This is a genomic window from Bradyrhizobium iriomotense, from assembly GCF_018129405.1.
GTDB classification, from domain to species: domain Bacteria; phylum Pseudomonadota; class Alphaproteobacteria; order Rhizobiales; family Xanthobacteraceae; genus Bradyrhizobium; species Bradyrhizobium iriomotense_B.
This window is the reverse complement of sequence record NZ_JAFCLP010000011.1, coordinates 1-13,724: the sequence shown is the minus strand read 5'-3', so window position 1 is coordinate 13,724 and position 13,724 is coordinate 1. Positions and strand designations below refer to the sequence as shown.

The window sequence follows — 13,724 nt, the reverse complement described above, 5'->3', positions numbered from 1 at the left end:
CAGCTCATGGTTCCAGCTAACCCACCCCATTCCGCTTCAAAATCATTTCCATCGCCTCGGCAAAACCGTCCTGCTCATTGCTCGCGGTGACGTGGGTGGCCTCGTCCTTGACGTTGTCGGCGGCGTTGCCCATGGCGATGGAGGTGCCGCTGACGCGGAACATTGCCAGATCATTCTGCATGTCGCCGATGGTGGCGACCGCATCGGTCGAGATGTCGAGGTGCCTGGCCATGGCCTCGACGAACGTGCCCTTGTTGAAGCCGGGCGGCGTGATGTCGAGATAGTAGGTCTGCGAGCGCACCGCGGTGGCCTCGCTGCCGAGCGCCTCCTGCATCGCCTTCTCGCAAGCCGCAAGGCCGGCCGCATCGGCGCTGGCGCCGACGATCTTGCAGGCGCTCGAAAGGTAGGGCGAAAAGTCCGTCACGATGGTGGGGTCGGAGCGGATCGTGTGCCGCTCGTGCGCGACGTATTTACCGCTGGGATTGTCGATCAGCCATTTGTCGGTGGTGAACAGCCAGATGTCGGCGCCGTAGTCGCGGAGGATCTGCAGCGACCGCTCGGCGGCGCTCGCAGGGACCAAATGCTGCTCGACCGGCCGCATCTCGGGATCGACGATCGAGGAGCCGTTGAACGGGCCGACCGGCAGCCAGAGCGCCAGCGGCTCGATCAGGAAGCGCATGCCGATCGCAGGGCGGCTGGAGGTGATGGTGAAGCCGATGCCGGCCTGGTGCAGCCGCTGCACGGCGGACCTCGCACGCTCGGTCAGTGTCTTGTCCTTGGTCAGCAGCGTGCCGTCGACATCGGAGACCACGAGTGAGATGGGAGTCATGGCAGAACCTTGGGTATTGCGCCGCCCAGCTTCAATTGTCTTACGATGCCGTCCACGATCGCCTCCACGGTCTCGTCGATCGAGACGGTGAGGACGTGCTCGCCCGCTTCCGGCGGCTCCAGCGTGTCGAACTGGCTCGTCAGCAGCCCGGGCGGCATGAAATGGCCCTTGCGCTGCGCGAGCCGCTCGGCGATCAGCTCTTTCGTCCCCTTCAGGAACACGAAGCGGACGTCACTGCGTCCGCGCAGCAGCACGTCACGATAAGTGTGCTTCAGCGCCGAGCAGGCGATGATGATATGGTCGCCCTTGTCGCACACCCGCTCGATCTCGTCCGCGATGGCGTTGAGCCAGGGCCAGCGGTCTTCGTCGGTGAGCGGATGGCCGGCCCGCATCTTCTCGACATTGCTGGCGGGGTGGAAGCTGTCTCCGTCCTCGAAGCGCCAGCCGAGCCGGTCGCCGAGCGCCCCTGCAACCGTGCTCTTGCCCGAACCCGACACGCCCATCACGATCAACGCACAAGGTGCTTCAACGCGGCCCACGAATTTCCTCCGGAAGCGCGGCCCTATCGACCAGCCAGACGGTCTCACCATTCGAGCGCGCGCGTAAGGCCGGCAGATTCTCGCCATTGAGCAGGCGCGTCAAGATCGCCTGCTTGTCGTGCCCGGCAATCTCGAACAGCATTTCGCGGCAGGAGGCCAGAGCGGGCAGGGTGAGCGAGACCCGCGGCACGAACGGCGCCACATTGGCCTTGGGGACGCCGACGACCCATCGCCGGCTCTCCTCGAGCTCGGGATAGCCCGGAAACAGCGAGGCAGTGTGGCCGTCCGGTCCTGCGCCCATCAGGACGAGGTCGAACAGCGGCCGCGCCGGATCGAACTGGTCTGCGCCGTAGAAGGCCCGCAGCTCGCGCGCATAGGCTTCGGCTCCGGCATCGGGATCTTCAGCCGTGGTCGGGATCGGATGGATATGGCCGGCCGGCGCATTGCGATCGAGAAATGTCGCCCGCGCGACCGCCATGTTGTTGAGGGGATCGCTCTCGGGCACGAAGCGTTCGTCGCCGATGAACCAGTGCACACGTTCCCACGGGATCCTGCCGCGCCAGGCATCGCTGCCGAGCAATTGATAGAGCTTCTTCGGGCTCGACCCGCCGGTGAGGCAGATCGCGATGCGCCCGGGATTGGCGCCGATCCGCGCCATCACCCGTTCGGCCGCGGCCTGCGCCAGCGCTTCGGCGTCGGCCTCGACGATCAGCTTCGGCTGGCCGGCCGCCACCATCACGAAAATTTCCGCCAGCTTCGCCCGTCGCGCCGGAGCAGTTCGTCGGCGCAGGCGGGGCCGTCGCTGCCGGCTTCATAGGTCTCGATGCCGTTGGTGCCGGCCAGCTTCCAGGCGTCCAGGAACGGCTGCACCGCCTGCCAGCCGGCCTCGATGCCGTCGGCGCGCTGGAACAGGATGTTGTCGCCGATCATGCAGTCGTAGATCAGCGTCTCGTAGCCGGTCGACGGGTCGGCGCGGAAATAGTCGCCGTAGCGGAACTTCATCTCGACGCCGTCGATGGTGATGCTCGGCCCCGGGATCTTGGCGTTGAACTGCAGCTCGATGGTCTCGGTCGGTGCGATGCCGATGGTGAGGAAGTTCTGCGACAGCCGGTCGACGTCCGTGCCCGAGAACATCGACAGCGGCGCCTGCTTGAACTTGATCGCGACTTCGGTGCGCTTGTGGCCGAGCGCCTTGCCGGTGCGCAAATAGAAGGGCACGCCGGCCCAGCGCCAATTGTCGATCATCAGCTTCAGCGCGACGAAGGTCTCGGTGGTGCTGTCGGGTTTGACGTCCTCGGTCTTGCGATAGTCCGCGATCTCTTCGTCGCCGCTGCGGCCGGCGAGATATTGCGCGCGCACCGAATTCTTCAGCGCCTCTTCCCGGCTAGGCTGCTGGATCGATGTGAGCACGTCGGCCTTCTCGGAGCGCACGGAATGTGCGTCGAAACGCGCGGGCGGCTCCATCGCGACCAGCGACATCAGCTGGAACAGATGGTTCGGCACCATGTCGCGCAATGCGCCGGTGGCATCGTAGAAGCCGCCGCGATGGCCAACCCCGAGTCTCTCCTCCACGGTGATCTGGATGTGATCGATATGGTTGCGATTCCAGATCGGTTCGAACATGCCGTTGGCAAAGCGCAGCACCAGAATGTTCTGCACCGTCTCCTTGCCGAGATAATGATCGATCCGGTAGATCTGGTGTTCGTCCATGATCTTCAGCAGCTCGGCATTCAGCGCCTTGGCCGAGGCGAGATCGGTGCCGAACGGCTTTTCGATCACGAGACGCCGCCAGGCGCCGTTCTCCTTCGTCATGCCGGTGCGGCCGAGCTCGCGCGCGGTCGGCGCAAATGCGGCGGGCGGCGTTGCCAGATAGAACAGCCGGTTGCCGCCGGTGTCCTGCGCGCATTCCAGCGAATCCAGATGCTCGCGCAGGCGATCAAAGGAGGGCGGATCCTTCGGATCAGCCTCGACGAAGGTCACGCATTCCAGCAGCTTCCTGGCGACGTCGTCGTCCACGGGACGGGTCGCGAACTGGCGCAGGCCCTTCAGCAGGCTGTTGCGCAGCTCATCATCCGACTGGCCCCTGCGGGCCACGCCGACCACGCAGAATTTTTCCGGCAGCAGGTGCTCGGCCGCCAGATTGTAGAGCGACGGCATCACCAGGCGATGGGTGAGGTCGCCCGTGACACCAAAGATGACGAAGGCGCAATTTTCCGGCTTGCGCTTTACTTGCGGGTCTTTTGTCACGAATTGTCGGCCTTCGCTTTGTTTACTCGTTACTTTGGTTTCGATGCACCCGGCTGCTTCGGCTCCTTGTGGCCGCCGAAACCCGCACGCATCGCGGAGAGAATTTTTTCGGCGAAGGTGTGTTCCTTGCGGGAACGGAAACGTGTGTAGAGCGCCGCGGTCAGGACTTCGGCCGGCACGGCCTCGTCGATTGCGGCGTTCACGGTCCAGCGTCCTTCGCCGGAATCCTCCACGAAGCCCGAATATTCCGACAGAAGCGGGCTATCGGCGAGCGCGGTCGAGGTGAGGTCGAGCAGCCAGGACGGAATCACGCTGCCGCGCCGCCACACTTCGGCAATGTCGGCGAGATCGAAATCGTAGCGATGATCCGCCGGCAGGGCGTCGATATTGGCATTCTTGAGGATGTCGAAACCTTCGGCGTAGGCCTGCATCAGGCCGTATTCGATGCCGTTGTGGATCATCTTGACGAAGTGCCCGGCGCCGACGGGGCCGGCATGGATGTAGCCCTGTTCGATGCGGGGATCGCGCCCCTCGCGTCCTTCGGTGCGCGGAATATCACCGGCGCCGGGCGCGAGCGCGGCGAAGATCGGATCGAGCCGGTCGACCACCTGCTTCTCGCCGCCGATCATCATGCAATAGCCGCGGTCGAGGCCCCAGACGCCCCCCGACGTGCCGACGTCGACATAGTGGATGCCGCGCGCCTTCAGCGCCTTGCCGCGGCGGACGTCGTCCTGCCAGAAGGTGTTGCCGCCGTCGATGATGACGTCGCCCTCCTGCATCACCCCTGCGATCGTGTCGATCGTCGTCTCGGTGATGTGACCGGCCGGCAGCATCACCCACGCCGTGCGCGGCCGCTCGAGTTTCGCGACGAACTCCTCCAGCGTCGCCGATCCCGTCGCGCCGTCTGCGGCAAGGCCCGCGACGGCCTTGGCGTCCTTGTCGTAGACCACGGTCGAATGTCCCTGGCGCATCAGCCGGCGAACGATGTTGCCGCCCATCCGGCCAAGGCCGATCATGCCGAGTTGCATGTGAGAGATTCCCTTAATTCAGTGCGTCGTTGAGCGCTGCATTGAGCGCCGCGAGACCTTCCTTGAGCCCACCCTTCAGGTGGACACGCAACGCGCGCCGCCCACGCTCGGTGAGCACGTCGAAATCGCCGCGCGCCTGCGCCGCCTTGATCACGCCGAAGCTCGCTTTCTGGCCCGGCACCGCCAGGTCCTTGGCGTCGTCAGCGGTGATCTGGAGGAACACGCCGCTGTCGGGTCCGCCCTTGTAGGCCTGGCCTGTGGAGTGCAGGAAGCGCGGGCCGAACTCGGCACAGGTCGCGACATGCCGCTTCTCGCGCACCTCGAGCCGCATCGCCTGGAGCGCATCGATGGTGGCCTTGTCGCGCGCGATGTAGCCGAGCAGGGCGACATAGTCGCCCTCGCTGGAGCGCGACAGGTGCGCCTTCAGCCATGAGGTGAGGTCGCCATTGGCGCCGGCGGCGCGGAGCGCCGTGGCGTTGGCCTCATCGGTGTAGAGATCGGCCTCGTCGGTGCTGACCACGGGCTGTTCGTCCGGCAGCGCGCCGGTCTTCTCGAACGACGCCGTCAGCTCGCGGGTCTTGATCTTGGCCGCTTCCACGTCGGGTTGGTCGAACGGGTTGATGCCGAGGATGCTGCCGGCCACGGCCGTGGCCATCTCGAAGCGGAAGAACTCCTGGCCGAGATGGTCGATTCCCTTCATGACGATGCGCACGACGGGATGGCCGGCCGCTTCGATCGCGGCAAGCTTGGAGTCGTGGGCGGCGTCCGCCTCGCCCTCGGTGCGGATGTCGATGAAGAACCGGTCGTTGCCGTAAGAAGAGGGATCGCCCAACGGCTCGCCGTCGATCGGGATCAGGCCCTTGCCCTCCTTGCCGGTCGATTCTGCGATCAGCTGCTCGGCCCAGGCGCCGAAATCGGCGATCTTCTTCGACGACAGGATCGTCACCTTGTCGCGGCCTTCGAGCCCGGCCAATCCCATGGCAAGGCCGAGCTGCACGCCCGGGTTTTCGGACGGCGGCACGTCCGGTCCGCAGGAGCGGGCCATGGCGAGTGCGTGCCTGACGAAGGTCTTGACGTCGATGCCGGCGGTCGCCGCCGGTACCAGCCCGAACGGCGAGAGCACCGAATAGCGCCCGCCGATCGAGGGCTCGCCATGGAAGATGCGGGCGTAGTTCAGCTTCTTCGCCGCCTTCTCCAGCGACGAGCCGGGATCGGTCACCGCGATGAAGCGGTGGCCGGTCTTCACCTTGGGGCCGACCGCCTGCGCGACGCGCTCATGGAAATAGTCCTTCATCGCGTTCGGCTCGGTGGTGCCGCCGGACTTGCTGGAGACGATGAATACGGTGTTGGCGATGTCGATCTTCCCCTCCATCGCCCGCACCTGCGCGGGATCGGTGGAATCCAGCACATGCAGCTTGGGGAAGCCGGGCTTCTTGCCAAAGGTCTCGGCCAGCACCTCAGGTCCGAGGCTCGATCCGCCCATGCCGAGCACGACGGCGTCGGAGAATTTTTGGCCCTTCACGCGGCCCGCATAGTCCTCGTAATCGGCAACGTCGGCCTTGGCGGCGCTGTCGAGCCAGCCGAGCCATCTGTCCTCGTCCGTGCCGGTCCAGACCGACTTGTCGCGCTGCCAAAGCCTGCGGATCTTGGCGGAGGCACGCCATTCCTCGGTGCTCTTGGCGACAGCCTTGCCGAGCCCGTCGCCCAGCGAAAGCTGCTGGCGGTCGAGTGCCGGCCCGAGCACGGTGGCGCGCTTGTGCGCGACCGCGCCGTAGAGCTTGTCGGCGGCATCCGCGAACAGCTTGACGCCGTCCTTGACCAGCTCCTCGGTGATCGCATCGAGCGAGATGCCGGAGCGCTCCAACTCTTCCAGGATGCGCCTTGCGTCCTCGACATTCTCTTCCAGGCTGTCGCGCGGCTTGCCGTGGTCGCGGAACGCATCCAGCGTTGCCGGCGGCACGGTGTTGATGGTGTCGGGGCCGATCAGCTCCTCGACATAGAGGACGTCGCTGTAGTCCTTGTTCTTGGTGCCGGTCGACGCCCACAGCATGCGCTGCGGCTTGGCGCCCTTGGCGGCGAGCTTCTCCCAGCGGGGACCTGAGAACAGGCGCTTGTAGTCCTGATAGGCGAGCTTGGCGTTGGCGATCGCGACCTTGCCCTTGAGCGCGGCGAGCCGCTCCTTCTCGGACGGATCGTTGGCGCGCGCGATCTTCTCGTCGAGCTGCTTGTCGACCGCCGAGTCGATGCGGCTGACGAAGAAGCTCGCCACGCTGGCGACGTGCGACGGATCGCCGCCGCCGGCGACGTATTTTTCGAGGCCCGCCAGATAGGCCTCCGCAACCTCGAGATAGACCGCCTTGGAGAACAGCAGCGTAATGTTGATGCTGATGCCGTCGCCGATCAGCGTCTCGATCGCCGGCAGGCCCTCCGGCGTCGCCGGCACCTTCACCATCAGGTTTTTGCGACCAACGTCCTTCCAGAGCCGCCGTGCTTCAGTGACCGTGCCGGCGGTGTCCATCGCCAGATAGGGCGACACTTCCAGGCTGACATAGCCGTCGCCGCCCTTGAGGCGGTCATAGACCGGGCGCAGCACGTCGGCGGCATTCTGGATGTCCTCGACCGCGACGGCCTCGAACAGGTCGGCCACGGCCCGGTCGCCGCGCTTCAGCGCCTTGCCGATCGAGGCGTCATATTCGTCCGAGCTGCCGATCGCCTTCTCGAAGATCGACGGGTTCGAGGTGACGCCTTTGACGCCGTCGGTGTCGATCAGCCGCTTCAGGTCGCCCTTGGCGATGAAGCCGCGGGCCAGGAAGTCCAGCCAGACGGCCTGTCCGTGCTTTTCCAGTTCTTTGACGGGATTCATGATACTTATTTATCTCCAAGCCTGGGGGCGAGGGGTTTCCGCGCCAGTCCTGACGCGCTATCCTCTAGCTTACATGCTGCCGGGAGGGAACCAATCTAGGGTGTGGGAGTCATATCCTCCAGTGTAACTCCGTCGCGATCATGGCGATCCAGGCGGCAGTGGCCGTGTTGCGTAAAAAGTCGTTGGCCGGGAAGGTTCGGCCTCGCGAATGGCCATGCTGGGGAAAGCATGCAGGCACATTTCTGACGGCCCTTCGTCCGCCGTCTCCGACAGCCCGCACCCGGTCGCGCCGACCGGGCGCATCGATGCGTCCCACGATCTCGAAATCAACCATGCGCCACGTGCTTGCGGCTGCTGGTCGCGGCGTTCGACTGGTGGGATGGCCTCGACGACTACGACGACACGACAGTCGGCTATGCCGGCGTCGCGGTGTTCGGCCTGATCACCGGCTGGTGATCTGGCTGCTTCCCGGCGAACGTGGGCCGGTGGTGATCGTCACCCCCTGCGGCATCCGCGATCTTCCGCATCGGTAATGAATTTCTGCTGTGGGAGACGGTCGCGGACATTTCGACCGAGGATCGCCGCGGGCACAGGATGATCGTGCTGACGCCGACGCCGACATTGCCGCGGCAGCTCTCCTGTATTCGCGGCGGGAGCCGGGCGATGTCGCGCGGCGTGCAGGACGATCGACCGATTTTGAAACATTTCTGCGCGCTCGCCGTGGGTGCCATGCCGCCAGCGATGCACGCACCGCATTGCGGCGAGACCGCGATCAAGGCACGCAAGGTTCAGGTGATAAGGCTCAGATGCACAAGGCTTGGCCGTACAAGCGTCATAAAGCTGCCGCCGGCTGACGGCTATGCTGCACCGCCGGATGAGCTGATCCCCGGTAATGCCCGGATGTGGCGGCCGAGTGACATTTTCTGGAAATGAGCGAAGATATACATAGATTCGCATAAAGAACAGGCAGGTGCCTGTTCGTAACTCACCTGGTTGCCTACGTTGTGCGTTGCGTCGAGTCGGCTCCCGGGTGTCCAATGATCGTCATGTGCTCACGCTGATTCGAAACGGCCTGAGGAACGGTCCGGTAACTGCTTTCGTTTCAGCTTGTAGCGGAACTCACGCGGAGAGGGATCATGTACAACGATTCTCTATTCAACGCTTTCGCTCGGTCGTTCGAGGCGAGAAGCCAGCACGACATGTCGATGGCGGAATATCTGGAGTCGTGTCGAAGCGATCCCATGAAATACGCAAACGCGGCCGAGCGACTGCTAGCAGCGATCGGCGATCCGCAGACGATTGACACGGCCAAGGACCCACGCCTTGGCCGTATTTTTTTGAACCGCACCATCCGCACCTATCCGGCCTTCGCGGGTTTCTACGGCATGGAAGAAACCATCGAGCGCATCGTCGGCTTCTTCCGCCACGCGGCGCAGGGTCTCGAAGAGCGCAAGCAGATCCTCTATTTGCTCGGTCCGGTTGGCGGCGGAAAATCCTCGCTCGCCGAGCGGCTCAAGTCGCTGATGGAAGTGCAGCCGATCTACGTGCTCAAAGCCGGCGATGAACTCTCGCCTGTGTTTGAAAGCCCGCTCAGCCTGTTTGATCCCGATCATCTCGGGCCGATGCTGGAAGAGAAATACGGCATTCCGCGCCGGCGCCTCACCGGCCTGATGAGCCCGTGGTGCTACAAGCGGCTGGAAGCCTTCGGCGGCGACATCTCGCAATTCCGTGTCGCCAAGATCCAGCCGTCGCGGCTGCGCCAGATCGCGGTCTCCAAGACCGAGCCCGGTGACGAGAACAACCAGGACATCTCGTCGCTGGTCGGCAAGGTCGATATCCGCAAGCTCGAGACCTACGCGCAGAACGATCCCGACGCCTACAGCTATTCCGGCGGCCTCAATCGCGCCAACCAGGGCATCCTTGAATTCGTCGAGATGTTCAAGGCGCCGATCAAGATGTTGCACCCGCTGCTGACCGCAACGCAGGAGGGCAACTACATCGGCACCGAAAATATCGGCGCGATCCCGTTCACCGGCGTGATCCTCGCGCACTCCAATGAGGCGGAGTGGGCGAGCTTCAAGGCCAACAAGAACAACGAGGCCTTCATCGACCGCATCTGCGTGATCAAGGTGCCGTACGTGCTGCGGGTCACCGAAGAGCAGAAGATCTACGAGAAGCTGATCCAGGGCTCGGAGCTCGCTTCCGCGCCGTGCGCGCCGTCGACCCTGGAAACGATGGCTCGGTTCTCGGTCATGTCGCGCCTGCGCAAGCACGAGAATTCCACGCTGTTCGGCAAGATGCGGGTCTACGACGGCGAAAGCCTGAAGGAATCCGATCCCAAGGCGCGAAGCGTCCAGGAATACCGGGATGCCGCCGGCGTCGACGAGGGCATGGACGGCGTGTCCACGCGCTTTGCCTTCAAGATCCTGGCTGCGACCTTCAACCATGATCCGCAGGAGGTCGCCGCCGATGCCGTGCACCTGATGTACGCGCTGGAGCAGTCGATCCGCCGCGAGCAGCTGCCGGAGGAAACCGAGAAACGCTACCTGGAGTTCATCAAGGCGGAACTGGCACCGCGCTATGCCGAGTTCATCGGCAACGAGATCCAGAAGGCTTATCTCGAATCCTACTCGGATTACGGCCAGAATCTGTTCGACCGCTACGTGGATTACGCCGATGCCTGGATCGAGGATCAGGATTTCAAGGATCCGGACACCGGCCAGTTGCTCGATCGCGAACTGTTGAACCAGGAGTTGACCAAGATCGAAAAGCCGGCCGGCATTGCCAATCCGAAGGATTTCCGCAACGAGGTGGTCAAGTTCTCGTTACGGGCCAGAGCACAGAATGCCGGCAAGAATCCGACCTGGACCTCCTACGAGAAGATTCGCGACGTGATCGAAAAGCGGATATTCTCCCAAGTCGAGGACCTGCTTCCGGTCATTTCCTTCGGGTCGAAGAAGGACGGCGAGACGGAGAAGAAGCACGGCGAGTTCGTCGCACGCATGGTGGAGCGCGGCTACACCGAGCGTCAGGTTCGCCGGCTCGTCGAATGGTACATGCGCGTGAAGCAGGCCGGTTGAGGCGGATGGGAAAGTGGCCATTCACATTATTGACAGGCGCCTGAATCCAGGCGGCAAGAGTCTTGAGAACCGGCAGCGGTTCTTGCGTCGGGCCAAATCCCTGGTGCAGGGCGCCGTCAAGAAGACCTCGCAGGAACGCGACATCAAGGACGTCCTGGAGGGTGGTGAGGTCACGATCCCGCTGGACGGGATGCACGAGCCGCGTTTCCGCCGCGAAGGCGGGACGCGCGACATGGTGCTGCCCGGGAACAAGAAGTTCATCGAGGGCGACTATCTGCAGCGCTCCGGCCAGGGCAGCGCCAAGGATTCCGGTCCGGGCGAAGGCGACAGCGAGGACGCCTTCCGCTTCGTGCTCAGCCGCGACGAATTCGTCGATCTCTTCCTCGACGATCTTGAGCTGCCGGATCTCGCCAAGCGCAAGATCGCGCAGACCGAGAGCGAGGGCATCCAGCGCGCCGGCTACACGACGTCAGGTTCGCCTGCCAACATTTCGGTCAGCCGGACTGTCCGGCTAGCGTTGGCGCGCCGCATCGCGCTCAAGCGTCCCCGCAAGGAGGAGATCGAAGAGCTGGAAGCCGCGATCGCCGCCTGCACGGATGAGGACGAACGTCTGGTGCTTCTCGCCCAGCTCGAAAAGCTGAAGGCGAAGTCCAAGCGCATCCCCTTCATCGATCCGATCGACATCCGCTATCGCCGCTTCGAGATGGTGCCGAAGCCGGTAGCGCAGGCCGTGATGTTCTGCCTGATGGACGTCTCCGGCTCGATGTCCGAGCACATGAAGGATCTGGCAAAACGCTTCTACATGCTGCTCTACGTGTTCCTGAAGCGCCGCTACAAGCATGTCGAGATCGTCTTCATCCGCCACACCGACCGCGCCGAGGAGGTGGACGAGCAGACCTTCTTCTACGGCCCGGCCTCGGGCGGCACGCTGGTCTCCAGCGCGCTCCAGGCAATGCACGAGATCGTGCGCGAGCGCTTCAATCCCTCGGACTGGAACATCTACGCCGCGCAAGCCTCCGACGGCGACAATTCCTATTCCGACGGCGAGCTCACCGGCCTGCTGCTGACCGACAAGATCCTGCCGGTCTGCCAGTTCTTCGCCTATCTCGAGGTCGGAGAATCCGGCGGCAGCGCCTTCGATCTCTCCGACTCCTCGCTCTGGACCCTCTACGATCGCCTGCGCAACAGCGGCGCACCGCTCTCGATGCGCAAGGTCAGTGAACGCAGCGAGATCTTTCCGGTGTTCCACGATCTGTTCCAGCGCCGCGAAACTTCTCAGGAGAAAGCCGCTCCATGACGGAACGCTTGTTCGAAGGCGCCGATTGGGATTTTCGTACCCTGCAGCGCATCACCGATGCCTGCGAGGAGGTGGCGCTGAAGGATCTCGGGCTCGACGTCTATCCGAACCAGATCGAGGTCATCACCGCCGAGCAGATGCTGGATGCCTACTCGTCGGTCGGCATGCCCTTGTTCTACAAGCACTGGTCCTTCGGCAAGCATTTCGCCTTCCACGAGGCCTCCTATCGCAAGGGCCTGATGGGCCTCGCCTATGAGATCGTGATCAACTCCTCGCCCTGCATCTCCTACCTCATGGAGGAGAACACGGCGACGATGCAGACGCTGGTGATCGCGCACGCCGCCTTCGGGCACAATCACTTCTTCAAGAACAACTATTTGTTCAAGCAGTGGACCGACGCCGACGGCATCCTGGACTATCTCGATTTCGCCAAGAACTACGTCATGCAATGCGAGGAGCGCTACGGCCGCACCGAGGTCGAGCGTACGCTCGACGCCGCGCATGCGCTGATGTCGCACGGCATCGACCGCTATCCCGGCAAGAAGAAGCTGGACCTGCGCGCCGAGGAGAAGCGGGCAGGGCGCAGGCGCCAGCACGAGGAAGAGGTCTTCAACGATCTCTGGCGCACCGTGCCGGCCGGCAAGAGCAAGAGCCGTTCGACGCTCAGCATCGAGCGGCGCCGCAAGCTGCTCGGCCTGCCGCAGGAAAACCTGCTTTATTTCCTGGAGAAGAGCGCGCCGCGGCTGGCGCCCTGGCAGCGCGAGCTCTTGCGCATCGTCCGCCACATCGCGCAATATTTCTATCCGCAGAGCCAGACCAAGGTGATGAACGAGGGGACGGCGACCTACGTCCACTATCGCATCATGACCCAGCTGCATCAGCAGGGCCGCATCACCGACGGCAACTTCCTCGAATTCCTGGGGTCGCACACCAACGTGGTGTTCCAGCCCGAATTCGACGATCCGCGCTTCTCGGGTTTCAACCCCTATGCGCTCGGCTTCGCCGTGATGCAGGACATCGAGCGCATCGTCACCAGGCCGGAAGACGAGGACCGCGAATGGTTCCCCGACATCGCCGGCAAGAATGACGTGATGGGCGTGCTGCGCGACGTCTGGGCCAATTACCGCGACGAGAGCTTCATCGGCCAGTTCCTGAGCCCCAGGCTGATGCGCCACTTCCGCATGTTCCATCTCCACGACGATCCCGAGGAGCGCGCGGGCATCCGCGTCGATGCCATCCACGACGAGCGCGGCTTCCGCCGCGTGCGGCGCGAATTGGCGCGGCAGCATGATGTCGGCTATATCGATGCCAATATCGAGGTGGTCGACGTCGATCTCTCCGGCGACCGCCGGCTGATCCTGCATCACCATGTCATCAAGGGCTCGCAGCTCAACGAGACCGACGCCAAGCGCGTGCTGCAGCACCTCGCCGATCTCTGGACCTACGACGTCGCGCTGATCGAGGTCGACGCCAACGACAAGGTCCTCCGCGAATACGTCGTGAGCCCGCGCCCGATCCCGGCGGCAGTGGCCTGAGGCGGCTGACTATGCGGGCAATAAGGCGGGATGCGCGTTGATGTGCCCTCGCCCCTTGTGGGAGAGGGCAGCGACGCCGGTAGACGCAAGCTCACTGGGGTGAGGGGTATCTCTCCACACCTTCCCCTGCCGAGAAAGATCCCTCATCCGGCGCCAGAGCCGAAGCTTTCGCTTCGGCGTTCTTAAGAACGGCGGCCGAAGGCCGCCTATGCCACCTTCTCCCACAAGGGCAGGGGTGTCCGGGGAAGTTATGCATAGCAGAACTCGATCTGGCCCGGAACACGGCTGGTTTTTGGTTTGGTCGGA

Annotated in this window: 10 protein-coding genes; 4 read left to right on the top strand and 6 right to left on the bottom strand. The window is 63.8% G+C overall.

Going from position 1 to position 13,724, the window contains the following annotated elements; translation table 11 throughout:
- Window positions 1–16: 16 nt before the first annotated feature.
- The 6 genes from JQ592_RS21990 to JQ592_RS21965 are packed head-to-tail and all read right to left on the bottom strand — an operon-like array spanning window position 17 to window position 7,506.
- Window positions 17–829 carry an HAD family hydrolase gene (locus tag JQ592_RS21990; protein ID WP_211404883.1) on the bottom strand — a complete coding sequence of 271 codons (813 nt, stop codon included), beginning with the start codon at window positions 827–829 and terminating at the stop codon, window positions 17–19.
- Window positions 826–1,368 carry a gluconokinase gene (locus JQ592_RS21985; RefSeq protein ID WP_211404882.1) on the bottom strand — a complete coding sequence of 181 codons (543 nt, stop codon included), beginning with the start codon at window positions 1,366–1,368 and terminating at the stop codon, window positions 826–828. Before JQ592_RS21985 ends, JQ592_RS21990 begins: the two co-directional genes overlap by 4 nt.
- A complete protein-coding gene (pgl, locus tag JQ592_RS21980) occupies window positions 1,355–2,104 on the bottom strand; it encodes a 6-phosphogluconolactonase (RefSeq protein ID WP_211405079.1) in 750 nt (249 codons plus the stop codon). The genes JQ592_RS21985 and pgl overlap by 14 nt, the downstream gene beginning before the upstream one ends.
- Complete coding sequence (gene zwf, locus JQ592_RS21975) at window positions 2,104–3,615, bottom strand: glucose-6-phosphate dehydrogenase (protein WP_211404881.1); 1,512 nt, start codon at window positions 3,613–3,615, stop codon at window positions 2,104–2,106. Before zwf ends, pgl begins: the two co-directional genes overlap by 1 nt.
- Before the next feature lie 29 nt (window positions 3,616–3,644).
- Window positions 3,645–4,643, bottom strand: coding sequence for a phosphogluconate dehydrogenase (NAD(+)-dependent, decarboxylating) (gene gnd / locus JQ592_RS21970; RefSeq protein ID WP_211404880.1), 999 nt, complete (start codon window positions 4,641–4,643; stop codon window positions 3,645–3,647).
- 13 nt (window positions 4,644–4,656) lie between these two features.
- Window positions 4,657–7,506 carry a bifunctional transaldolase/phosoglucose isomerase gene (locus JQ592_RS21965; RefSeq protein WP_211404879.1) on the bottom strand — a complete coding sequence of 950 codons (2,850 nt, stop codon included), beginning with the start codon at window positions 7,504–7,506 and terminating at the stop codon, window positions 4,657–4,659.
- Between the two features lie 594 nt (window positions 7,507–8,100).
- Here JQ592_RS21965 and JQ592_RS38330 point away from each other — a divergent pair.
- From JQ592_RS38330 to JQ592_RS21945, 4 genes are all read left to right on the top strand, one after another.
- Window positions 8,101–8,439, top strand: a complete 339-nt coding sequence (locus JQ592_RS38330) for a hypothetical protein (protein ID WP_246820598.1) — start codon at window positions 8,101–8,103, stop codon at window positions 8,437–8,439.
- A 203-nt stretch (window positions 8,440–8,642) separates the two neighbouring features.
- The gene (locus JQ592_RS21955; protein WP_211404878.1) at window positions 8,643–10,586 is read left to right on the top strand and encodes a PrkA family serine protein kinase; all 1,944 of its coding nucleotides are present in this window, start codon (window positions 8,643–8,645) and stop codon (window positions 10,584–10,586) included.
- Window positions 10,587–10,605: 19 nt separating this feature from the next.
- On the top strand, window positions 10,606–11,883 hold the full coding sequence (locus tag JQ592_RS21950; RefSeq protein ID WP_211405078.1) for a YeaH/YhbH family protein: 1,278 nt from the start codon (window positions 10,606–10,608) through the stop codon (window positions 11,881–11,883).
- Window positions 11,880–13,418, top strand: a complete 1,539-nt coding sequence (locus JQ592_RS21945; RefSeq protein WP_211404877.1) for a SpoVR family protein — start codon at window positions 11,880–11,882, stop codon at window positions 13,416–13,418. Before JQ592_RS21950 ends, JQ592_RS21945 begins: the two co-directional genes overlap by 4 nt.
- Window positions 13,419–13,724: the final 306 nt, after the last annotated feature.